General features: G+C 35.6%; 22 protein-coding genes. 16 read left to right on the top strand and 6 right to left on the bottom strand.

All coding sequences use genetic code 11. From position 1 onward, the window contains the following. Positions 1-29 precede the first annotated feature (29 nt). From DKK70_RS04690 to DKK70_RS04680, 3 genes are all read right to left on the bottom strand, one after another. Positions 30-449 (bottom strand): OsmC family protein, encoded by a 420-nt coding sequence (locus DKK70_RS04690; protein ID WP_110432937.1) that lies wholly within the window; start codon positions 447-449, stop codon positions 30-32. A 297-nt stretch (positions 450-746) separates the two neighbouring features. Next, positions 747-1,820, bottom strand: coding sequence for a lytic murein transglycosylase B (gene mltB / locus DKK70_RS04685; RefSeq protein ID WP_110432936.1), 1,074 nt, complete (start codon positions 1,818-1,820; stop codon positions 747-749). 55 nt (positions 1,821-1,875) lie between these two features. Further along, complete coding sequence (locus tag DKK70_RS04680; protein WP_110432935.1) at positions 1,876-2,877, bottom strand: 2-hydroxyacid dehydrogenase; 1,002 nt, start codon at positions 2,875-2,877, stop codon at positions 1,876-1,878. A 244-nt stretch (positions 2,878-3,121) separates the two neighbouring features. On the opposite strand from DKK70_RS04680, the gene DKK70_RS04675 reads away from it, so the two are divergent. From DKK70_RS04675 to cydC, 5 genes are all read left to right on the top strand, one after another. Continuing rightward, on the top strand, positions 3,122-4,387 hold the full coding sequence (locus tag DKK70_RS04675) for an AmpG family muropeptide MFS transporter (RefSeq protein ID WP_110432934.1): 1,266 nt from the start codon (positions 3,122-3,124) through the stop codon (positions 4,385-4,387). A gap of 8 nt (positions 4,388-4,395) precedes the next feature. Next, positions 4,396-5,049 (top strand): NAD(P)H-dependent oxidoreductase, encoded by a 654-nt coding sequence (locus DKK70_RS04670; protein WP_181415911.1) that lies wholly within the window; start codon positions 4,396-4,398, stop codon positions 5,047-5,049. Between the two features lie 542 nt (positions 5,050-5,591). Then, a complete protein-coding gene (trxB, locus tag DKK70_RS04665) occupies positions 5,592-6,545 on the top strand; it encodes a thioredoxin-disulfide reductase (protein ID WP_110432932.1) in 954 nt (317 codons plus the stop codon). 15 nt (positions 6,546-6,560) lie between these two features. Next, positions 6,561-8,294, top strand: a complete 1,734-nt coding sequence (gene cydD / locus DKK70_RS04660) for a heme ABC transporter permease/ATP-binding protein CydD (protein WP_110432931.1) — start codon at positions 6,561-6,563, stop codon at positions 8,292-8,294. After that, entirely contained in the window at positions 8,288-9,919 is a 1,632-nt protein-coding gene (cydC, locus tag DKK70_RS04655; protein WP_110432930.1) for a heme ABC transporter ATP-binding protein/permease CydC, read from the top strand. Before cydD ends, cydC begins: the two co-directional genes overlap by 7 nt. Before the next feature lie 73 nt (positions 9,920-9,992). On the opposite strand, the gene DKK70_RS04650 is transcribed toward cydC, so the two are convergent. Further along, complete coding sequence (locus DKK70_RS04650) at positions 9,993-11,390, bottom strand: hypothetical protein (protein WP_110432929.1); 1,398 nt, start codon at positions 11,388-11,390, stop codon at positions 9,993-9,995. A 609-nt stretch (positions 11,391-11,999) separates the two neighbouring features. On the opposite strand from DKK70_RS04650, the gene rsfS reads away from it, so the two are divergent. From rsfS to DKK70_RS04605, 9 genes are all read left to right on the top strand, one after another. Continuing rightward, positions 12,000-12,314 (top strand): ribosome silencing factor, encoded by a 315-nt coding sequence (rsfS, locus tag DKK70_RS04645; protein ID WP_375334970.1) that lies wholly within the window; start codon positions 12,000-12,002, stop codon positions 12,312-12,314. A gap of 4 nt (positions 12,315-12,318) precedes the next feature. Then, on the top strand, positions 12,319-12,789 hold the full coding sequence (rlmH, locus tag DKK70_RS04640; protein WP_110432928.1) for a 23S rRNA (pseudouridine(1915)-N(3))-methyltransferase RlmH: 471 nt from the start codon (positions 12,319-12,321) through the stop codon (positions 12,787-12,789). Between the two features lie 13 nt (positions 12,790-12,802). Further along, complete coding sequence (ybeY, locus tag DKK70_RS04635; protein WP_110422928.1) at positions 12,803-13,267, top strand: rRNA maturation RNase YbeY; 465 nt, start codon at positions 12,803-12,805, stop codon at positions 13,265-13,267. A 93-nt stretch (positions 13,268-13,360) separates the two neighbouring features. Next, the gene (corC, locus tag DKK70_RS04630; protein WP_110422927.1) at positions 13,361-14,233 is read left to right on the top strand and encodes a CNNM family magnesium/cobalt transport protein CorC; all 873 of its coding nucleotides are present in this window, start codon (positions 13,361-13,363) and stop codon (positions 14,231-14,233) included. Beyond that, positions 14,226-15,767 carry an apolipoprotein N-acyltransferase gene (gene lnt, locus DKK70_RS04625; protein ID WP_110432927.1) on the top strand — a complete coding sequence of 514 codons (1,542 nt, stop codon included), beginning with the start codon at positions 14,226-14,228 and terminating at the stop codon, positions 15,765-15,767. The genes corC and lnt overlap by 8 nt, the downstream gene beginning before the upstream one ends. A gap of 226 nt (positions 15,768-15,993) precedes the next feature. Then, entirely contained in the window at positions 15,994-16,902 is a 909-nt protein-coding gene (locus DKK70_RS04620) for a glutamate/aspartate ABC transporter substrate-binding protein (RefSeq protein WP_110432926.1), read from the top strand. 76 nt (positions 16,903-16,978) lie between these two features. Continuing rightward, complete coding sequence (locus DKK70_RS04615) at positions 16,979-17,716, top strand: amino acid ABC transporter permease (RefSeq protein WP_110422924.1); 738 nt, start codon at positions 16,979-16,981, stop codon at positions 17,714-17,716. Between the two features lie 2 nt (positions 17,717-17,718). Next, a complete protein-coding gene (locus tag DKK70_RS04610; RefSeq protein WP_110422923.1) occupies positions 17,719-18,420 on the top strand; it encodes an ABC transporter permease subunit in 702 nt (233 codons plus the stop codon). Positions 18,421-18,422: 2 nt separating this feature from the next. Continuing rightward, positions 18,423-19,148, top strand: a complete 726-nt coding sequence (locus DKK70_RS04605; RefSeq protein WP_110422922.1) for an amino acid ABC transporter ATP-binding protein — start codon at positions 18,423-18,425, stop codon at positions 19,146-19,148. A gap of 51 nt (positions 19,149-19,199) precedes the next feature. Here DKK70_RS04605 and recD read toward each other — a convergent pair whose 3' ends face one another. Both recD and DKK70_RS04595 read right to left on the bottom strand, forming a co-directional pair. Then, positions 19,200-21,059, bottom strand: a complete 1,860-nt coding sequence (gene recD, locus DKK70_RS04600) for an exodeoxyribonuclease V subunit alpha (RefSeq protein WP_110432925.1) — start codon at positions 21,057-21,059, stop codon at positions 19,200-19,202. A gap of 24 nt (positions 21,060-21,083) precedes the next feature. Next, positions 21,084-22,667, bottom strand: a complete 1,584-nt coding sequence (locus tag DKK70_RS04595; RefSeq protein ID WP_110432924.1) for a DUF4139 domain-containing protein — start codon at positions 22,665-22,667, stop codon at positions 21,084-21,086. A gap of 235 nt (positions 22,668-22,902) precedes the next feature. On the opposite strand from DKK70_RS04595, the gene nadR reads away from it, so the two are divergent. Then, positions 22,903-24,138, top strand: coding sequence for a multifunctional transcriptional regulator/nicotinamide-nucleotide adenylyltransferase/ribosylnicotinamide kinase NadR (gene nadR, locus DKK70_RS04590; protein WP_110422919.1), 1,236 nt, complete (start codon positions 22,903-22,905; stop codon positions 24,136-24,138). Positions 24,139-24,140: 2 nt separating this feature from the next. Continuing rightward, positions 24,141-24,839 carry a nicotinamide riboside transporter PnuC gene (gene pnuC, locus DKK70_RS04585; RefSeq protein ID WP_110422918.1) on the top strand — a complete coding sequence of 233 codons (699 nt, stop codon included), beginning with the start codon at positions 24,141-24,143 and terminating at the stop codon, positions 24,837-24,839. Positions 24,840-24,943: the final 104 nt, after the last annotated feature.

Genomic DNA, 24,943 nt, shown 5'->3' with positions numbered 1-24,943 from the left:
ACTTAGAATTATTGGTTATAAGAATCAGTTTAGGCATACTCTCGGATTTCATAAGTATAGGACATTGTAGCTGTCTTACCTAACATAATTGAAGCGCTACAATATTTTTCCGAAGCAAGTTCTATCGCTTTTTCAACAGATTCCTTATCCACATCAATCCCGCTTATTACAATGTGAAAATTGATGGAAGTATAAACCTTTGGTGAGGATGTAGCTTGCGTTTTATCGATATCTATCCAAAGATCTCGAACATCTTTCTTTTTATTTTTTAAAATGGCAATTATATCGTAAGCCATACAACCTGCAGCGCCATGTAATAAAAGCTCCATAGGTCTAGCGCCTCGATTACGCCCGCCGTGTTCTAAGCCACCATCCATTACTAACGAATGACCACTTGCGGTTTCCCCTAAAAATCCAAAGTCATCAATCCATTTTAAACGATCTTTCATTGTGGTTTTCCTCTTCAATAAAAACAGGCTGAAAATTATGTACGTAGTTTATTGCCTTTATAAAATAAGGCTTTTTGGTGATTCTGTCACCTTTTGAGTTTTTATTAAATTTATTAGATAACTGAATAAGATCCAACCATTATTTAGTATTTTTTTACTAACTTATATTGCAATAACGTTTAAAGTTATTGAATTCGGTACTTGCCCAGCTCTTCTTAAGAGTTTGCATAAGTTTATACAAATTATAAAACAGGCCGCAATTTGCGGCCTATTTGATAATTTAATTTTTGGAGTGATTTACTTTGCTTGCTTAACCGCTAAACCTAATTGCCATACTGCCATCGCATAATGGGTACTATGGTTGTAACGGGTGATGACATAGAAATTAGGTAAGCCATACCAAAATTGATAACTATCTCCTATGTCTAGTCGTAATAAACTGACAACTTTATGACCACCTATTGCGCTTTTGGGTTTTAATCCGGCTTTGGCTAAATGTTCAACCGGGTATTTGGTGTGAAATCCCGTATCGAGCTCAAGTGCTTGGCCATCAGCAACCACAGCGATTTTAGTATCAGGTTGCCAACCGTGTGCTTTGAAGTAGTTGGCTATACTGCCGATGGCATCTACTGGATCCCATAAGTCTTTATGACCGTCATGATTAAAGTCGACCGCATGATTTCTAAAGGCCGATGGCATAAATTGACCATACCCCATTGCACCGGCAAATGATCCATTTAAATCAAACGGATCAACACCTTCATCACGACACATGACTAAGAAGTCTTCGAGTTCTTGAGTAAAATATTGTGATCGTCTTGGGTAATAAAATGCCAGAGTGGATAAGGCATCAATAATCCTAGTTTTGCCCATCACTTTGCCCCACCTTGTTTCAACACCTATGATACCTACGATGATTTCAGGAGGAACGCCATACTCTTTATAAGCTCGATTGAGTTCTTTCTCATATTTTTTCCAAAAATCTACTCCAGCATTTAAGTTACCTTGTGTGATGAACTTATTTTTATAGCGGATCCAAGCACCATTAGGTACGTTCAATGAAGTTGATTTTGGGGCTTGTTGATCCATTAACTTAATCACTGAGTCAAGTTTATTAGTTTGCTTAAGAACATTTTTAAGTTGTTGACGATTAAAGCCATGTTTCTTAACCATCATATTAATAAATTTTTCTTTATCGACGGTTAAGTTGCTGTTATTTGCTTTCGGTTTTTCGTGTTGCTTTTCTAAAAAAAAGCCATCTTTAACATTCGACTGACCTCGGTGCTGCTGCATCGGCGATTTCATTGCCCCACCACTTGAACATCCGATAAGCCCGAAAATCATTATGATACAGATAACGATATTTTGCATAAATCATCCACAATTTTAATTATTTAAAAAAGGCGCTATATTAAATTATTTATTGTTATTTAACAATATTTTGGCACTCTTTTCCGCCGGATATTAGCGCAATGTTGTTTAAGGTTGTATCAGAAATATTTAATAATGCCTCTTGGGTTAAAAATGCTTGATGACCAGTAAAGATCACGTTATGACAAGCTGATAGCCGACGAAATACATCATCTAAAATGACATCATTGGATTTATCTTCAAAAAATAGGTCTCGTTCGTTTTCATAAACATCCATACCTAAAGCGCCAATTTTGGTCTGTTTTAATGCTTCAATCGCCGCGGTTGCATCTAATAATCCCCCACGACTGGTATTAATAATCATTACACCATTTTTCATTTTGTTAAATGAATCTTTATTGAGTAAATGATAATTTTCCGGTGACATTGGGCAATGTAAAGTTATTACATCTGATTTGGCATAGAGTTCGTCTAATTGAACGTACTGGGCACCTAATTCGACAACAACATCATTTGGATAGGGATCATAAGCAAGAATATTCATGCCAAATCCTTTTAGAATACGGATCACTGCTTGACCGATTTTACCTGTGCCAATCACCCCGGCAGTACGGCTATGCATGTTAAAACCTGTTAGACCATCTAAAGAAAAATTAGCGTCACGCGTACGTTGATAAGCCTTGTGAGTTCGGCGATTTAATGTCATCATTAAAGCAACAGCATGTTCAGCAACCGCTTCCGGCGAATAGGCAGGCACACGCACCACGGTGATCCCTAATTTTTTGGCTTCTGCCAGATCGACATTATCAAAACCAGCACAACGTAATGCTAAGATTTTAATGCCATAATGAGCTAATTTTTGTAGCACCGTTTTATCAACTTCGTCATTAACAAATACACAAACGGCATCATACCCTTGTGCTGTAACAACCGTTTTGTGACTTAATTTGTGCTCGTAATATTCAATATCGAAACCAAAGTGTTTATTGGCAATTTCGAGATGTTCTTTGTCGTAATGTTTACTGCTAAAAACAGCAACTTTGACTGTTCCTTTCATACTATGCCCCCCTTGTAGGCGATTAATTGATGCATTGTTTAAGCTTTACGATGATCGAAACACATTGCTTACTTGATATTCTGACAACAATAAATGTTGAATGTTGATTAAGTACTTGCTTTGAAATATTAGTTTCTAAAAATCTACATATAGTAAAACGCTTTATACTAGCTTTAGCAATTATTTTTTTTATTAGTGTGCTATCATAGCACTTTGCTATAAAACTCACCAATAATGTTAAATAATGAATAAAGCACAAGTTTCTCTTTTCAAAACTATCTTTTCTGACAAAATGCTTATTTGTATTTTTACCGGTTTTGCTTCAGGACTTCCTTTTTATTTATTAATACAACTGTTACCGGCATGGTTAACTAGTGAAGGTCTGGATATCAAAGCAATTGGCGCATTTTCATTAACACAACTCCCTTTCATTTTTAAATTTGTCTGGGCACCGTTTATGGATAATATATCGCTATTTAGAATGGGGCGACGTCGAGGCTGGATGTTGTTGTCACAGATGCTATTGCTATTTATTATTGCCATATTAGGTTGTTTTTCGCCAACACTAAATATTTGGATTATTGCTATATTATGCTTTATTATTGCGCTGTTTTCAGCCACACAAGATATCGCTTTAGATGCATTTCGCCGAGAAATCCTTCTCGATTCCGAACTTGGGTTGGGAAACAGTATTCATACTAATACTTATCGCATCGCTGGATTAGTGCCAGGTTCATTATCATTAATTTTATCGGAATTTTTGCCATGGAGTAGCGTTTTTATGATTACTGCGCTATTTATGCTACCAGCAATTATCATGACCCTCTTGGCGAAAGAACCAATCAATCAACAAATGCCAAAATCCCGCAGCCTTGAAGATATCATTATTAACCCATTTTTAGAATTTATTACTCGGCAAGGGGTTAAATCAGCGATAATCATTTTAGCCTTCATATTTTTATATAAATTGGGGGATAGCATGGCAACATCGTTAGCGACCACCTTTTATATGAAAATGGGATTCAGTCGATTAGATATTGGTTGGATCGCCAAAAATGCGTCATTATGGCCAAGTGTATTTGGTGGCATAATGGGCGGTATCTTAATGATAAAAATAGGAATTAATCGCGCTTTATGGTGTTTTGGTTTTGTTCAGGTCGTCTCTATTTTAGGGTTTGCGTGGTTATCCATTGAAGGACCTTTTAATGAAATAGGCACAAATGAAAAAATTATGTTAGCTCTGGTCATCGGCTTTGAGGCATTAGGCGTTGGTCTTGGTTCGGCGGCATTTGTTGCATTTATCGCCAAAACCACAAATCCACTATATACTGCAACCCAATTTGCTTTATTTACTAGTATCGCATCCATTCCGCGAACTATCATCAATTCGACAACAGGGATTATGGTTGAATATTTAGGATGGACAACCTTTTTTGGTTTATGTACGATGTTAGCCATCCCCGGAATGATGCTATTATTCAAAGTGGCACCATGGAATTCAAAATCTTAGGAGACTTTATGGACAAACTATCTTTAGCTTTCGAGTTTAGACACGCTTGTAAAAGGTTTGATGAATCGAAAAAAATTAATCATGCCGATTTTGAGACGATTTTAGAGGCTGGTCGTTTATCGCCCTCATCATTTGGTCTGGAACCTTGGCATTTTGTAGTTGTCGATAATGCAGATATCAAAGCAGAGTTACGTGCAGCTTGCTATGACCAAGAACAAGTCACGAGTTGTTCGCATTTTGTGATCTTACTTTATCGCAAAGCAAATAACTTCACTTTACAAAGTCCTTATTTGCGTCAAGCGGTAGCAAGAACAGTGCCAGATCAAAACGATGAAACGGCTATTGATATCGCTAGCCAAGATTTTCTTAACTATATTACCCATGGTTTAGGTGAAGGATTAAGTACCAACCACTGGTCAGAGATGCAAGGTTATATCCCCGCAGCAAATATGATGACCACCGCAGCCTATCATGGTATTGATTCTTGCGCACTTGGTGGGTTCCAATATCCTAAAGTGCTGAGCATTTTAGAAAAACATATTCCATCATTTAGTAGTGAAGTTTTTGGGGTTGGGCTATGTTTAGCGTTTGGTTATCGTATTGATGAGCAGCCACCACATATTCGTTGGTCACTGCAAGATGTAACGACTTACTTATCTTAATTGCAGTTATCTGCCTTCTGTCGCCTTTTGGCGGCATGAAGGTTGAATAATTAATGTAACTTATTTTGATGTATGATTTGACACTTGAGCAAATATCTAAATCCTTTCTAAATAAACTCAATTCTTAATAAGAAACTTTTCGAGTTACACATCATCAATGTATCGCTTTATTGAATATAACATTTCTGGTAACTAATTGATTATAAATAATTGTATTTCAATTTTGGGTAAAAAGTTAATCGTGTTACTTAGACCAGATAGCCTAGCATCCTCAAGTGAGTAAATACCGATAGCGCTTAAAAACTCTTGTTGAACTTTTAAAGTCACGCTAAAAACAAAATTGTAAAAAAATAAATTAAGTTATATAAGGTCAATGAACTATCGAAAATACAATAGTATAGCGCATTACTTAACGTAATTATCTTCACCTATTGCTACAATAAACAATTTTTTTACACGAATATGATTGATAATGTTAGACTTATCAACTATAAATTGCGTTATTTATAATTGATTCAGCCAGAAAATAAGAAGGATAAAAAATGAAAACCAAACATGCCCGTCTATTAATTTTAGGGTCAGGACCTGCTGGCTATACCGCAGCAGTTTATGCTGCACGAGCAAATTTATCTCCGGTATTGATCACTGGCACTCAGCAAGGTGGCCAGCTCACCACGACTACCGAAATCGAAAACTGGCCAGGGGCAGATCCTGAATTAACTGGTCCTGATCTTATGGTAAAAATGCAACAACATGCCGAACGATTTAATACCGAAATCATTATCGATCACATTGACAGTGTTGATTTTAGCCAAAAACCATTCAAACTTTTTGGGGGCGATACCGAATATAGTTGTGATGCGTTAATCATTGCCACTGGTGCATCTGCACAATATCTGGGGTTACCTTCTGAAGAAGCATTTAGAAGCAAAGGTGTATCAGCCTGTGCAACTTGTGACGGCTTCTTTTATCGTAATCAAAAAGTGGCCGTTGTTGGTGGCGGTAATACTGCTGTCGAAGAAACTCTTTATTTAGCTAACATTGCTAGTCAAGTCCATTTAATCCATCGTCGCGATAGCTTTAGAGCAGAAAAAATCTTAATGGATCGCTTGGCAGAAAAAGTGCAAGAAGGTAAAGTCATCTTACATACTCATCAAGTCATCGATGAGATCCTTGGTGATAATATGGGGGTAACCGGGGTTAGATTGCGAAGCAGTCAAGATGCTAATCTTACTGAAGAACTTTCAGTAATGGGAGTATTTATTGCCATTGGTCATAAACCCAATACCGCTATTTTTGCCGGTCAACTTGAACTTGATAACGGTTATATTAAAGTAAAATCCGGTACTCAAGGTAATGCAACACAAACCAGTGTAGAGGGAATTTTTGCTGCGGGTGATGTTATGGATCATATTTATCGACAAGCAATCACTTCAGCTGGAACGGGATGTATGGCAGCCTTAGATGCCGAACATTATTTAGATAACTTAAAATAAAAGTAACTAAATTAAATGTCATTAGATAAAAATCGTCAAACTTATTTACTCAGTTGGTTAAAACAACACACCAAAAAGCATAAGTCAGATTTGCGCGCTTCAGTTCTATCTGGCTTTTTGCTGTGTTTATTAATGATTGCTCAAGCGGCATTATTGGCAATTATTCTACAAAAGTTAATCATCGATCAGACCGCTTTTTTGACGGTTCTTCCCTATTTTTTATCTTTAATCGCCATTTTATTCGCTCGGGGCTTGCTTATTTATCTTCGTGAGAAGATTAACTTTGCCCTCGGGCAAAAAATCCGTCAACAAATTCGGCAAAAAATTATCGATCAGTTTGAATTGTTTGGTCCTGGGTATTTAAATCAAAGCACAACCGGCGCTTGGAGTACATTAGTCATTGAGCAAGTCGATAATTTACATGATTTTTTTGCTCGTTACTTACCGCAAATGCGCTTAGCTAGTATGGTGCCGCTATTAATCTGTATTGCCATCTTTCCGTTTAATTGGGCGGCGGCTGTTATTTTGCTGGGCACTGCACCACTAATACCTATTTTTATGATTTTAGTTGGAATGGGAGCTGCGGATATTAATCGTCGTCACTTTAAAGCACTAGCTTATTTAAGTGGACACTTTTTAGATCGCCTAAAGGGACTTAGTACCATTCGTTTATTTAATCAGGGTGAACAACAAACCGAACAGATTGCCCATGCCTCTGAAGATTTTCGGGTAAAAACCATGCAAGTATTAAAGATGGCGTTTTTATCATCAGCAGTTTTGGAATTTTTTACCTCGATTTCGATTGCCATTGTGGCGGTCTATTTTGGGTTTTCTTATTTAGGGGAGTTTGATTTTGGCGCTTACAACGGTACCGTTACCCTATTTGCAGGATTCTTTGCCTTAATTTTAGCGCCAGAATATTTTCAACCACTGCGTGATCTTGGTGTCTATTATCATGCCAAAGCTGAAGCCATTGCCGCGGCAGACAATATCGAAACATTTTTAAATAAAAAGTTGCCACTGGATAATGGTCAACAAAAAAAACCAATTAATCAATCATTATCAAGTAGTCCTTCTGAAATAAGTGTCTTAAATACCATTGAAGCAGAAGATCTTATCGTGTTATCTAACGAAGGCATGCCAATAGTGGGGCCGCTTAGTTTTTCACTACAGGCACCATTTAAATTAGGGTTAATTGGTACTAGTGGTGAAGGTAAAAGCTCGCTCATGCAGGTATTACTGGGATTTTTACCTTATAAAGGTTCACTAAAAATTAATAATATTGAATTTAATCAACTTGATTTGACTAGTTGGCAACAACAGATCAGTTGGATTGGGCAAAATCCTTATTTAATTAATGGCTCGATTAGAGAAAATATTCTTCTCGGTAAACCAATGGCAACCGACAATGAACTTAACGAAGTCATCGGCAAAGCACAATTGGCCGATGTTATTGCACAATTACCAGATGGCGTTGATACGCAAGTAGGTGAAGATGCGGTAAGGCTATCCGTCGGACAAGCCCAACGTATCGCCCTCGCCAGAGCAATGCTAAAACCTTGTCAATTACTAATTCTTGATGAACCAACCGCCAGTTTAGATAAGCAGACAGTCCAAAAGTTAGCGCCCTATCATATTGCGACCAATAGTATCACTATCACTCATCAACATGATGATATGCAGGATTTTGACCAAGTTTGGAGACTGTCGAATGGAAAACTTTACGCCATTAAGGAAAGTTTATGCTAACGCTATTACGCCCCTATATTGCACTTTATAAGCACTATTTTTGGCAAATTGTTATTGGACTGAGCTTAGCTATTCTGACGTTATTTGCCAGTGTCTTTTTACTTTCTTTATCAGGTTGGTTTTTAGCGTCCACCGCAGTGGCTGGTGTTGCGGGGTTATATACATTTAATTATATGTTACCCGCTGCCGGCGTGCGCGCCGCCGCCATTGTGCGAACGGCATCGCGTTATGCTGAACGTTTGGTCGATCACAATACTACATTTAAAATATTGGCGTATTTAAGAACGCTAGCATTTAGCAAGATTCTACCATTGAGCGCCAACCAATTAGCTCAATATCAAAAAGCCGATCTGCTTAACCGTTTTATTGTGGATATTGATGCGCTTGATCATCTCTATTTAAAACTGTTTTCACCGATTGTGACGGCACTAATCATTATTGTGATGCTATTTGTCGGATTGAGTTATATTAACCTACCTATCGCCTTAATCATCAGCATTGTATTAACTATTACGTTACTTGCCATTCCTGTGATCTTCTATCATGCCGGAAAACAGTTAGGTGAAACTTTAGCTAAACAGCAGAGTGAATATCGAGCGTTATTAATTAACTATCTTCAAGGCCAAGCTGAACTGACTCTATTTAATGCACAAGATCGTTATCGAGTAAAATTGAACCAACTTGAATCAGACTGGCTTTATCATCAACAAAAACAATCCACTTTAGTGGCTCTCTCTAGCGCACTTGTGGTATTGATAGCCGGATTTTTAACTTTATTGGTGCTTTGGCTTATCACCCACTACACATTATCGCCTTTAGTTGCCCTATTTGTATTTGTCTGCTTGGCTAGTAGTGAAATTTTGGCTCCTATTCCCACCGCATTTATCTTTTTAGGCCAAGTATTAGCATCAGCAAAACGTACTACTGCTTTATTTAATCAAACGCCCGATATCAAATTTACCGAGCAAGGTAAAGTGATAGATTTAACCACAGCCAAACTACAATTTAATGACATTAGTTTTAGCTACCCAAATCAACCGTTTGCGGTCTTAAATCACTTTTCATTAACCATTGAAGCAGGCAAACATATTGGCTTAATCGGCAAAACCGGCTGTGGTAAATCCACATTACTTAATTTAGTCACTCGTACGTGGGATCCTACTTCAGGTAATATTTTTATTAACGATACACCGATTAATCAACTAGACGAGCCAACTTTGCGTAAAGTAATTGCCGTGGTACCGCAAGTGATTACTATTTTTAGTGATACGTTGAGGAAAAATTTGTTAATCGGTGATCCAAAGGCTTCAGACCAACAATTAATCGATGTTTTACAGCAAGTTGAACTATCAAAATTGCTATCAACTGAGCATGGATTGGATTTGCCATTAGGACAAGGTGGGCGTTCTCTATCGGGTGGTGAAATTCGACGTATCGGTATTGCCAGAGCATTATTGCATAACTCACCATTAGTCCTAATGGATGAACCAACCGAAAGTCTTGATCAACAAACGGAACAACAGATTATTCAACTTATAAAACAGACCTGCCAGAATAAAACCTTATTGATGGTAACTCATAGATTAACTGATAATCCATTATTTGATCAGGTGATTGAGTTGTAAGTTTTGGATGATAATAGGGTTTTAAGCGATTGTGGGGTTTCTAAAAAAACCCCGCTCTGGAAAATTCTCTATCCTAGGGATTAAGCTCTGAGCGCAAAGCTGATACACATAGACCACCGTGATTATAGTCCAGTCCAAAACTGTTCACAAAACCACTACTAGAGGAAACAACGAACTGTTTATTGCTAGTTGCAGGATCACCAGTCCAGTAAGCATGATCGCCATAGTCAAAATTTGCATTGTTATAATAGAACATATAGCCCCATTCTGAAAAAAAACCGCCGTTGATCATACGTTGATAATTATTGTTAGGTGATGATGGAGTAACGCCAACAGAATCTTTACAATGGGAACCTGAACCAACACCTGTACAAGATGCATTAGTTAAATCCTTAACCTCTGGTAGACGATAACCAATATTCCTACACCAAGATGACTGGTTGTCAGCTTTAGCTTTTACTGTACCTCGATTAATGAACCATTGTTTTAGCTCAAATCCATACTTAACTACCACATTATCATGGCTATCTCTACCAACTAACTCAAATATTTGCGGTAATCTTGGCCTAGTTAGGGGTGTTGGTGAATCTGATTTCCATTGAGGTTCATTGGCAACAGGACCGGTTAATTTAACTCTTACTAGGGTACCTGTCGAATCTGGTTCCATCGTAGCTTTAATACCATTAAGCTCGACCGTTCTCCAATTCAATGGACCACTACCTGCGATCTTTAAATCAAAATATAAATTGTTAGCAGCCGTAGTCGGAAAATTTAAGTAATACCGAGAAGGAACAAAAGATTGCGGGATAAAACCCTCTTTTTCATTCCACATTGAGGCTGAACCGCGGAAATCGACGCCTGCAACTTCCGTAGTTGAACCGAATTTTGTATTAGGTTTTACAAAACACACCTTTGGCGTGTCCTTAGGATTAATATAGTAAATCACATTACTTCCACTAAAGTTACTACTCTTAGGAACGCCATATAGGGTATTTAATGTTCCATTGGTAGTTGTCAATGTGAGTTTATAAGGTGCGTTACAGTTTGTCAGCGCATCACTACGGGCTACAGTTAGATTATTTTTATCCACGATGGATAAACTCAAATTACCACTGACTGAAATTCCATCCCTTCCTTGACCATCGCCATCATCATCGCCCCAATAATTATTAGGTGAACCGATAAGGGAATTTAAGGTGATCGAATTGGCGTTGAGTGGAACTAACATAGCAACATCAGCAAAACTCTCACCAAAATTTGGTAACTCTATTGGTGTAGTTGACGAATTATTTGTTATGGGCGTAAATTTAGTTCCATCAGATAAGCTTATCCAAAGCAGACCTTCAGTATTTACAACACGAGTGCGGCCACCATCGAAGGTTAGAAACGGGGGATTACCTTGAATAAAATTGGATGTTTTGGCGGTTAATGCCTGACTATAATTTGAAGTTAAAATTAATAAAATAAGCAATATGACTAAAAAGATCCGTTGAGTTAAAAAAGATCCTAGGAACCATTTGAGCCGAAAATCTGAAATTTGATGAAAAAATAAATTATCGTAAAAAACAGAACTTTGATGATAAAAATTTGATGAAGTTAGATCATGGGTTGAGCAGATTGGCTGTTGGCTGTTGGCTGTTGAAAATTATAATGCATTTCGACATTCCTGTCAATTAATATTTTGTTTTATTTGAATTTATTCCCTTCAATCAGATTGCTTTATAGCCGAATTGAAGATGATGGAATTATAATGACTTGAAAAAACCACGCAACTGATTTAGAAATTTAAATTGTTAATTTTTGTAAAAATTCGCTTAAGGTTATTTTTTCAATAGCAGTTTTAATGATAATAATGACAGGTTTTAATTGATACCTATTTTTAGGGGTTTATTTAGAGTAGATAGCTTGAATTTTGATACGGTCAAAAAAATTTACTTAATTTTTTAGATTTGAAAAAAGATTTTTCACAATTTTTGCTTTTTTGATATAGGATATGTTATTGGTAAGATGTACTATTCTCCAAGCGATTTTTAAAAATATGCTATACTAGTACTTTAATTTAAATAATAGAGAGTTTATTTTGCAACAATCATTACAAGATTTTATTATTGATAAAATTGATGATCTAAAAGGCCAGGATATTGTTACCCTTGATGTAAGAGGTAAGTCAACTATTACCGATTATATGATCATTTGTACCGGAACCTCCAACCGTCACGTTTCATCAATCGCCGGACATTTACTTGATGAAGCTAAAAAGCAGGGACACTTGGTGTTAGGTAGTGAAGGGCAAAATGATGCTGATTGGGTTGTGGTTGATATGGATTCAGTGATAGTTCATATTATGCAAGAAGAGAGCCGACAACTATACGAACTTGAGAAGCTTTGGAGTTAATCAGGTGAAAATACAGCTTATTGCTGTTGGCAATAAAATGCCAAGTTGGGTAACTATGGCTTTTAACGATTACCAATCGCGTTTTCCCAAAGAGCTGCCTTTAGAACTCATTGAAATCCCCGCAGGTAAACGGACTAAGAATGCCGATATAGTGCGAATTTTAGATAAAGAAGGCGAGCAGATGCTAACCGCCTGTGGTAAGGGCAATCGCATTGTAACGTTGGATATTCCTGGTAAGCCTTATACAACGTCTGATTTAGCTAAGCAGTTAGAGCGTTGGAAAGCGGACGGGCGTGATGTAAGTTTGTTGATTGGAGGGCCTGAGGGGTTGTCTCCTGCTTGTAAAGCTGCTGCTGAGCAGAGTTGGTCATTGTCCCCTTTGACGCTACCACACCCATTAGTGCGCGTAATTGTATCTGAGAGCCTTTACCGTGCTTGGAGTTTAACCGCTAATCATCCTTATCATCGAGAGTAGGTTAGGTATTAAAATGAGTACTGTTATTTTAGATTTACAAATTGCCACCGAACAGCAAGATAACCTGCCAAGTGAGCAACAAATTATGCAGTGGTTAGAGGTGATTTTACCGCAGTTTGTGGATAATGCTGAGATCACTATTCGAATTGTCGATAAAGAAGAGAGCCAACATCTTAATCATACTTATCGTAATAAAGATAAGCCCACCAATGTGTTGTCTTTTCCATTTGAATCGCCAATTGAGATTGAAGTTCCATTACTTGGTGATTTGGTGATTTGTAAGCAAGTGGTTGAAACCGAAGCTAGCGAGCAACACAAATCGTTAACGTCACATTGGGCACATATGATCGTCCATGGCTGTTTGCATTTGTTGGGATATGATCATATTCTTGACGAAGAAGCCGAAGAAATGGAAAATATCGAAATTGATATAATGGCACAATTAGGATTTGATAATCCTTATTTATTAATTGATTAGATAAACGTTTTTTAATAGTCTGATAGATATTAAAATAATAACAATAATTTTAAAATACAATTTGTATATTACCAACAGAAAGGAAGAGAGCAAATGAGCGATGATAATCACCGGAGACCCAAAAAAAGGTTTACATTATGGTTAAGTCAATTATTCAATTCAGAACCGAAAGATAAAGATGAATTGATTGAAGTGATTCGCGAAGCTGAAGAGAATGAACTTATTGATCCAGATACGCTTGATATGATCGAAGGTGTAATGGATATAGCCGATCAGCGCGTTCGCGATATCATGATTCCCCGCTCTCAAATCGTAACAATCAAAGATAATTTTACCCTTGATGAATGTTTAGATATTATTTCTGAACACGGCCATTCTCGTTATCCTGTTATCAGTGAAGATAGAGACCACATTGAGGGAGTGCTTTTAGCTAAAGATTTACTGATTTATATTCGACAAGGTGTTAACAATTTTGATTTAAAGAAGATCCTTAGACCAACCATTGTTGTACCTGAAAGTAAACGCGTTGACCATATGTTAAAAGAGTTTCGTATGCAGCGTTATCATATGGCGATGGCCATTGATGAATTTGGTGGTGTTTCGGGTTTAGTGACTATCGAGGATATATTAGAACTTATCGTTGGCGATATCGAGGATGAATACGATGAGGTTGAAGATCGCGATATCCGTCGTTTATCACCGTCTATCTATTCTGTTCGCGCTCTTACACCTGTTGAAGATTTTAATGAGATCTTTGGTACCTCATTTAGTGATGATGAGATGGATACTATTGGCGGTTTGGTTATGCAACATTTTGGACGTTTACCTATTCGAGGTGAGATGATTACCATTGATGGTTATCAATTTAAGGTAACGATTGTTGATCGGAGACGAATTATTCAACTGCATGTCACTATCCCTGAAGATGCAACTGTACCTCATTTAGAGCAGCTGGAAAATGCTTAAACAAATTGGCTTAAGTTTATTTTTGGGTGCAGTTGCCGTATTTAGTTACGCCCCCTTCCATATTTGGCCGCTTGCTTTGGTCTCGTTTGCCGGGCTTTTGTGGTTAATTGCTGATAAACCTAAAAAACGAGCCATGCTGCTTGGCTTGAGCTGGGGCGTTGGTTACTTTTCAGCAGGGGTTCACTGGGTTTATATCAGCATTAAACAATATGGTGAAGTGCCAACTCCAGTTGCTATTATCATTTTGGGGCTGTTAGTTGTTTATTTAGCGTTATATCCAATGTTATTTGCTTGGTTATTAAGAGCCGGTGATCGCTTTGCAACTAAATTTTCGCTGAAACAACTGGTTTTGCTTGCGCCGATTTTATGGCAAATAACTGAATTTCTCCGAGGCTATATTTTAACTGGTTTTGCTTGGTTGGAATTAGGCTATAGTCAACTTGATAGTCCGTTACGCGGTTATTTCCCGATTGTCGGAATTAACGGGGTAACCTTACTGTTGACAATGTGCTGTGGATTGTCTGTTTATTGTTTGTACAGACTCACACATTTGTCGTTTAAAAAGCACATATTTGGTGCAATTATTGCACTGTTTGCGATCATCGTTGCACCAATTTCATTCAATTTAATTAATTGGACTACTATTGATCACTCCCGCTCCGCTAATTTTACCTTGATTCAAGGCAATATTTTGCAATCATTGCGTTGGACTAACGAGCAGTTAAATAAGACTTTAAATACCTATGCTTCCTTAACTGAAAAGAATTGGGGTAAAGATAATATTATTATCTGGTCTGAAGCCAGTATTACTGATTACGAGATAAATCAACAACCTTTTTTACATTATTTAGATAATGAAGCGAGAGCTAATGGTAGTGAAATTGCGGTCGGTATTATTGATTATCATATTGCTGATAATGGTTACCAAATTAATCCAGATATCTATAATACCTTAATGGTGTTAGGTGAAAAGACCCCGTATCAATACCCTAATGCCAATCGATATCAAAAGCATCACTTAGTACCTTTTGGTGAATTTACGCCATTTGCATTTTTGCTAGATCCTATTGCCGATCTGCTTGATATCCCTATGTCTTCAATGCAAGCAGGAGCAGAAAAACAACCACGGCTGACGATGAAGGGATTTAAATTTACTACTGCGATCTGTTATGAGGTGATTTTATCTAACTTGATGTGGAAAAATTTTGCACCTGATACTGACTTTTTATTAACGGTTTCAAATGATGCTTGGTTTGGTGATAGTATTGGCCCGAAACAACATTTACAAATGGCTCAGGCTAGAGCATTAGAGTTTGGACGACCTATGATTCGTAGTACGAATACGGGGATTACGGCAATCATTGATCATCATGGGTATATCATTGAGCAGTTACCACAATTTCAAACCAAGGTTTTAAATTATACCTTGTCACCAACCGTCGGCTTAACCCCTTATGCTAGATTTGGGGAACTGCCTTATTATATTATAATATCATTACTATTTATTTTGCTTTTTGTAAAAAAACGTCCCTAATCAAATTTTTGGCACAGATATTGCTTGTATATTATTGAAATTCAAAAAAATATCTGTGTTAAAATTTCGTAAAATTCTAGATAAACCTAGGTCGTAGCTTATCCTTTTAATCGATAAATATACAGTAAAAAGTACTTTTATACTGAAAAATAAGTTATAATATACCCCCTTTGTAAAAATATTAAATTTATTTAATATGATACAAATTAAACAGTAGGAGATGAGTATGAACAAAAAGACAAAATTAACCAAATTAGTGTTATCATTAGCAATGCTTGGCCTAATGAGTGGTACCGCTGTTGCTGAAGAATTAAGTGGTACATTAGCCAAAATTAAAGATAGTGGTGTGATTGTTGTTGGTCATCGTGAATCTTCGATTCCATTTTCCTACTATAATGAAAAACAAGAAGTTGTCGGCTATTCACAAGATTATTCTAATTTAATAGTAGATGCTGTTAAAAAAGAGTTAAATATGCCGGATCTTAAAGTTAAATATTTACCGGTCACTTCTAAGACTCGTATACAATTACTTAATAACCATACTTATGATTTTGAATGTGGTTCAACAACAAACAATCTAGAACGTCAAAAAGTTGTTGATTTTTCAGATACTATTTTTATTGTAGGTACTCGATTCTTAGTTAAAGCGGACAGCAATATCAATAGTATTAACGATTTAAAAGGTAAAAATGTGGTGACTACTGCTGGTACAACGTCTGAAGTACGCCTAAATCAAATTAATAATCGTGATGGATTGAAAATTCGAATTATAGCGCCTACCGATCATGGCAATGCTTTTAAATCACTTGAAACTGGTCGTGCTTCAGCATTCCTTATGGATGACGCATTATTAGCGGGTGAACGTTCTAGAGCAATTAATCCAGCAGAATGGAAAATTATTGGCGAACCTTTATCCTATGAATCTTATGGCTGTATGTTAAGAAAAGGCGATACCCAATTTAAACAATTAATTGATAAAACCATTGCTAATGCACAAACATCAGGTAAAGCATTAGAATCATATAATCGTTGGTTCACACAACCTGTTCCACCTAGTGGGGTAAACCTAGAACTTGAAATTTCGCCGAAAATGGTCGAGCTTTTCGCTAATCCTAATGACAAAGCTTTAGATTAATAATCTATTAACTTACTAATCAACATACTGAATGTTAAACGCATTCAGTATAAACCAAATAAAAAATACATAAATTATGACTTTTAATTGGACTTTATTTTTTCAATCAACACCTTACGGTGATGGGATTTACTTCAATTGGCTATTGAATAGTGCAATGCTTACACTTTCACTGGCTGCTACTGCTTGGATTATTGCTTTTATTCTAGGTTCAATAGTTGGCATAATGAGAACTGTCGATAGCAAAATTTTGAATAGATTAGCTATTGGTTACATTGAACTTTTTCGTAATATACCATTATTTGTTCAAATGTTCATTTGGTATACAATCATGCCATTATTTTTAACGGGCAGCTTTAAGGAATGGTTTATACAAGAACTAGATCCTGATATTCAAACTTTTATATTGGTTTCTATTGCTTTAGGTCTATTTACCTCTGCTCGAATCGCCGAGCAAGTTAGAACTGGAATTCAAACTTTACCAATAGGTCAAAGATATGCGGCTACTGCATTAGGGTTATCTAAATTTCAAACTTATAGATATATTCTTTTACCTAATGCCTATCGAAAAATAGTGCCTACTTTAACATCAGAGATGACCAATATTATAAAAAATTCATCTATTGCCTCCCAATTTGGAGGATTAAGAGAACTTGTCGGGTTAATTACATCAATGAATGATCAAACAAATAGTATCATTGAAATATTATGTGTTATAACAATAACTTATATGATTATCAATTATTCGGTTATTACGATTATGCGTTTTGTAGAAAAGAAAACACGTTTACCTAATATGATGAGTGGAGGTTAATTATGCAATTGTTTCAATGGATTGCTGATATACCTACACTTGTAATGAATAATTATCCTATATTATTACAAGGATTATGGTTAACAGTTCGAATCACATTTACAGCTATTGTAGTTGGCATTATATGGGGTACATTCTTAGCTTTGATGCGTTTATCCAATAATAAAATATTGAATAGTTTCGCAAAAATATATGTAACCACATTTCGTTCAATACCTTTATTATTGGTATTGATGTGGTTTTACTTTGCATTACCACAAATGATCAAACACCTATTTCATTTAGGACCAGATGCGGATATAGGAACAAGCTGTGCAATAATAGCTTTTACATTATTTGAAGCCGCTTATTACTCTGAAATTATTCGAGCAGGGATTAACGCTGTTAGCAAAGGACAATATCATGCCGCCTCTGCATTGGGAATGACAAGAAGCCAATCTATGCGTCTGATTATTTTACCCCAAGCGTTTAGAGCCATGGTTCCATTATTGCTAACTCAAGGCATTATTTTATTCCAAGATACTGCGTTAGTTTCAACTATTGGTTTAGTTGATTTACTTGGTGCAGCAGTTAAGAGAATTGGTGAGAACATTGGTTCAACCGCTGAATACTCAATGATAATTTTCGTGGCTATAACCTATTTCATTATCTGTTTTGGAACTCCACGTTTAATTCGTAAAATAAGTTATTTTAAGAAGGGCTAAAAATGATTACCTTAGAAAATGTATCAAAATGGTACGGAAAATTTCAAGTGTTAAAAAACTGTACTACAAAAGTAGGAAAAGGTGAAGTTGTTGTTGTGTGTGGCCCTTCTGGCTCAGGTAAGTCAACGCTAATTAAAACCGTGAATGGTTTAGAACCAATCCAACAAGGTAAAATTATTATTGATGATACAGAAATCACTAATCCATCGACTAACTTAGCAAAACTACGTTCAAAAGTAGGGATGGTGTTTCAACATTTTGAGCTTTTCCCTCATTTAACAATTTTGAAAAATTTGACACTTGCGCAAATTAAAGTACTAGGTCGATCAGATGAAGAAGCGCGTGAAAAGGCACTTTCTCTTTTAGATCGAGTTGGTCTGTTAGCACATGCGAACAAATACCCAGCTCAACTTTCTGGTGGTCAACAACAACGTGTGGCGATTGCTCGTGCGCTTTGTATGGATCCGATTGTGATGTTATTCGATGAGCCAACTTCTGCACTCGATCCAGAAATGGTTAACGAAGTGTTAGATGTTATGGTTGAATTAGCCTACGAAGGGATGACAATGATGGTTGTTACCCACGAAATGGGGTTTGCTCGTAAAGTTGCGCATCGTGTTATCTTTATGGATGCCGGTGAGATCATTGAAGATACTTCTAAGGAACAGTTCTTCACTAATCCACAATCTGATCGTGCTAAAGACTTTTTAGCGAAGATCATCCATTAATAAATCACAAAGCACCAGCTATTATCAGTTGGTGCTTGCTTAATCCTCACATTATATTTCTATTTTGCCTAATTTTTTTAGCTGATCAACCAATCCACTTTCTCGATGTATTTGGCTTTTAACTACCCGTTCTAAAATTTTTTCATTGGTATAAATTGATACTGTTTTTTTCGCTCGAGTTATTGCGGTATAGAGTAACGAGCGATTTAATAATGGTGAAAATTCGGTTGGCAAAATAATATTGACATGATCAAATTCCGAACCTTGGGATTTGTGAATTGTCATTGCATAGGCCGTTTCATGTTCAGGTAGTCGATAAGGCGAAAAACCTTTGATTGTTCCATCGGAAAATGGGAAATAAACACGTAATTTAGAGCTATCATGTTCAGCAGTTAAAGTTATACCTATATCACCATTATATAGACCTAATGAAGTGCTATTACGTAAAATCATTATTGGTCGACCGACATACCATTGATCGCGCTGATTTAGTTTGATCAGGTTATGTTTTGCTAATAATTGTTCAATTTGTTTGTTTAACCCTTCTACACCAAACTTTCCTTCACGTACGGCACATAGTAATCGACACTCAGCAAATTTAGTTAAAATTGTGGCAATATCATTGTTTTGATGATGTTTGATGGCATTTAAATAATCTTTATAATGCTCAACACAGTCATTTAAAACTGCTTGATAAGTCTGGTTTGACGAGAGTTCATAATAATTCACATCCTGCAAACTATCATCAACAATCAATTTTTTGACATTAAGATACTGTCCCTCTTTTACTGCATTTGCTAATAAACCAATACCAGATGATTCGTTGAATCGATAACTTTTTTTTAGCAAACAGATGCTATCAGTGATTGTCGTTGCTGGTTGGTCTGCAATTGGGATGCGATATCCGGTTAATCGACTTAGCTCCTCAGCTCTTGATTGACTATAGCCATTGGAGATAAAGTGACATAAATCTCCAAATACCGCACCAGCCTCAACTGATGAGAGCTGATCTTTATCACCTAATAAAATTAGTCGAGCTGAAGCAGGTAAGGCTTCAAGAATTCTTGCCATCATATTAAGATCAACCATTGATGCTTCATCAACGACAAGTACATCGATATGCAATTGGTTATGTTTATTATAACTAAATGAACGATTATCAATTTTGGCACCTAATAAGCGGTGCAATGTTACGGCTTCCGTTTTAATATTTAATGATTCAAAAGACAATTGTTCGATTGCACGACTTAATGATTCAGTTAATCTTGATGCAGCTTTGCCCGTTGGCGCGGCTGCCACGATTCTTATTGATGGGCTGTTTAATTCTAATCCCGCTAAAATTTTAGCTACAGTGGTGGTTTTACCAGTACCTGGCCCACCAGAGATAATGGCAACTTTACGCGTTAAAGCAATAGCGACGGCAATTTTTTGCCAATCAATAGTTTCGCTCTGGTCAGTAAATAGTTGGTCGAGTATGGGTTTTAAATTGCTATCCGAAGTAACATCCAACTGACTTTGATTGAAATATTGCGCAACAAAACGTTCATCTAACCACATACGTTGAAAATAGAGTTTATTTTCAATGAACATTAAAGGGGCAAGCTGATCGCCATAACTGACTACCTGTTTATTAGCCGCTATGTTAAGTACGTTAACCCAATCATTAATTGCTGGTGAATGAAGTTCTAACCAGATTTGTGGCTCAATATTTTGTTGCTCTAGGCGAGTAATATCAAGGCATACATGCCCTGCTCTCACCTCCATACTTAACGATAATATTAAAAAAGCAAAACGTTTGGCGGTAATTTCATTTTCACTATCAATTTTATTAACCAAAAATTGTGCCAAATGCAGATCAAGTAAACTAATCTGACTGTTTTGCTTAAATTGTTCTAGCCAAGTTGTTAACATTTTTTATACTTTGTTTTATAAGTTTTATAAACCATATATGTCTTTTTCTTTATCATTAGGATAAGTAATTTTAAAACTTAAATTAAGGTCTTTATTTTCATTTGGGTTTAAGGTGAATTTCCATGTTAATAAACCGGTCTGTTTATCATAATTTGCACCATCATATTTGGCATCATCAAGTGTAACCGCTTTATTTAAAATGACCGGTAGTTGATCGTTTACGACAATATTAATTGGTAATGTTTTACTATTTTTGACATTAATAGTATAAGCATATTTTTCTGAAACATCATTATCAATTAATAATCGAGTCGAGGTTTCTTTAATATTACGATTTCTCGAAATTAGGATACTCTTATCACGACCTAATGAAAAATCTAATGTCCCTAATATTTTTTCGGTTGAAATGTTGCTTTCGCCAATAAAGTTGCCACTGAAAAATATGTGGGCTTTTCCTGATAATAAATTGAGTTTGTCCCAGTCATTTATTTGTGCTTGTAAGTATACACTACTATCTAATTTAGGCATTGAGACATATTGATAATTTGCTTTTACTTCTTTGGTTTGTAAAGTGAGTATGTTATTTTTACTAGCATGTTTGATGGTATAAGGTAATTTTACCGCAAAACGGGTATTGATGCCTAATGTGTTAACATTTCCAATTTTATCTGGATTATTCAGCTGCGATTTTGATTCATACTCTTCCCAAGAATCTTTTTCAGATTTAGAAAAAAATAAACCATTTCCTTCACTATAGACGTCAATATGCCAAGGAGTTAAAGCTGGCGGATTGATGTCTTTACTTGGATTAGATGTCGCTAATATGAAATCAACATTTTGCCAATCTAAACCACTATTTTGGTGGATCTCTGCTTTATATGTTAATTCTAATGGTGAACTGATATCTGCCACTCTGACGTCATAAATAGGTTCCCAGCCAGCATTGGTGGTGACATATGAGAGCGTAATAGGTAATGTCATATCCTTTTCAGAAATGACTTTTACTATAACCGCATTATGTAATTTTTCATTATTGGTTTGCTTTTCTTCTAATTGTGTTTGGTATTGGCTAATTTGTGCATCTAGCTGATCGACTTCTTTTTGTAATCGATTTTGTTCATTTAATGTCGTAGTTAAATTTGTTTTCACAAAATCTAATACATTTTTCATTGCTGTTAAGTTATCAGATCCATTTTTAGCTAAAGTATCTAAACGATTTCCGTGTAAAAGTGAAATTTGTTCATTAACAGCTTTCAATTGGATTTCTACCGTATCACGCTTTTCTTGTAATTGATTCTGTTTTTCAATGATCGATTGAATGTCGTCATCTTTACTGAGATTTTCTAAGTAGTTTTCATTTAATGATATCGATAATACTTGAACATTACTATTTTCACCAAAACCTACATTGATAGAATTAGGATTAATATCATTAGCAATACCTGTTAATACTATTTCACTTTCACCTTTAGTTAATGAAACAGTTGATTGTCCTTGTAATTCAGCCCCCTGAATAAACAAAGTCACTTTATTTAAAGTAATATTGTTATTTGCCCAAGCACTTCCTGACATCAGAGCGATTACCAATGCAATTTTTTTTATTTTCACTTTATTATTTCCTTATATTGTTTAGTTTTTAATTATTCAACCATTAATTTTGGCGTTATTTAAAATAACAAGATTATCTTTCTTTTTTAAGACAATAAATACTCTCCATTTTAAATTTAATCTCTATTAAATTTAAATTAATTAAGTAAAATTATTTTTTGTTTAATATATTGAACATTTATTAAAAATAATGTAAATTTAGTTCAAGATAAAAAACACAAAGTAAGGAGACGGTATGAATGGTTTTAATTATTTGAAAATAGCCATAAAACGCAAAAATTTATCGTTACAGACAGTTGCTGATGCTTGCCAAATGACCAAAGGTTATCTAAGTCAACTAATTAATGATAAAATTAAAAATCCAAGCGCACAAAAGTTACAATCGCTCCACCATTATTTGCAAATTAGTCCGAACACTGAAAACAAAAAAGTGGGGGTAATTTTTGGTAAGTTTTATCCTCTGCATACAGGCCATATTTATCTAATTCAACGTGCAATAAGCCAGGTTGATGAACTGTATGTTATTCTGTGCTCGGATACCATGCGTGATATGGAATTATTTAAAGATAGCGCCATGTCTCGCCAACCCACTATCAACGATAGAATTCGTTGGTTATTACAAACCTTTAAGTATCAAAAAAATATCCATATCGAGCTTTTAGAAGAGGATGGTATTCCTGCCTACCCAAATGGTTGGCAAGAATGGAGTGATCGGGTTAAGAAATTATTCAATGAAAAGGGAATTAACCCAAGCTGTGTTTATTCCAGCGAACCACAAGATGTGGCAATGTATAAAGATTTATTTGATTTAGATACAGTATTGATTGACCCTACTCGGCAATTTATGCAAGTTAGCGGCACGCAAATTCGCCAAGCCCCCTTAAAAAACTGGCAATATATCCCAACTGAAGTGAGACCATTCTTTGTCAGAACTATCGCTATTCTTGGTGGTGAATCTAGTGGTAAATCAACTTTAGTTAATAAGTTAGCCAATACGTTTAATACGACAAGTGCTTGGGAATATGGCCGTGATTATGTATTTTCACAACTTGGCGGTGATGAACGGGCATTGCAATACGCCGACTACGATAAAATTGCTTTAGGCCATGCACAATATATTGATTTTGCTATCAAACATGCCAATAAAGTGTCATTTATTGATACTGACTTTATTACCACACAAGCATTTTGCAAAAAATATGAAGGTAAAGAACACCCATTTTTACAAGCCATGATCAATAACTATCGATTTGATTTAGTTATATTATTAGGTAATAACACCCCATGGGTAGCTGATGGGTTGCGTAGTTTAGGAAGTCCAAAACAGCGAAAAGACTTTCAACAACTACTTATCTCCCTATTAGAAAAAAATAATATCAGTTATGTTCAAATCGACTCACCTGATTATGAAGAACGTTATCTACGCAGTATTGAATTAGTCAATCAACTTATTAATGATGAAGAGTATTAATTATGAATAATTTAAGAGATGTTGTTATCACTATTGGTCGAAATAAATTTTATCCACTGTTATGTATTATCTGTGTCACTATAGCATTTTTGTATACTGATCCATTTAATAATTTTGACTTACGTTATGCAGTATCATACGTAGGGGCATTTTGTGGATTGTTATGTGTAATCTTATTAGCTAAACGAAAAAATTTAGGTAATGTGCTTGGTATGCTAGCGGTAATCGCTGAATGTTGCGCTAATTTTCTTGGTGGCAATATTGGAGCTGGTTTACCAACTTTTTACTATTTTGGTTCCCATATTTATGGCTTGTTTACTTGGCAAAAAAATCTAGATAATAATAAGAGTGTTAAAGTTCGCTCTTTAAATGAAAATGCATTTTTATATGCCTTAATATTCCTAATTGCAGCAGCATTTTTTAATATCTATTTAACTAACGAAATGGGTGTGACGAATACTTCTTATCAACTCATTACTAACTGCTTTATATTTGGTTTAGGTATCGTTGCACAATTATTACTAATGATGAGATACGCATTCAACTGGTATTTATGGGTATTACTTAATGTGCTAGTTATCGGTTTAAATCTCTATACTGATAATATTGTGATCGCAACTCAATATTTAATTTATCTCTTTAATGCAATATATGGAATTTGCGAATGGAAGCTTTCAGAAGAAAAATCTAAATTGAATTAAAAATCTAAATAATCATAATAATCAAAGAAAATCTAATTTTTCTTTGATTATTATATGTATCTAGCAATACTTAAAAAGTTTTGCCTATTTTTTAATTATATTTA

Source organism: Gilliamella apicola, from assembly GCF_003202655.1.
Lineage (GTDB): Bacteria > Pseudomonadota > Gammaproteobacteria > Enterobacterales > Orbaceae > Gilliamella > Gilliamella apicola_R.
The sequence above is the reverse complement of the archived record's forward strand: the minus strand, read 5'-3'. Positions and strand labels throughout refer to the sequence as shown.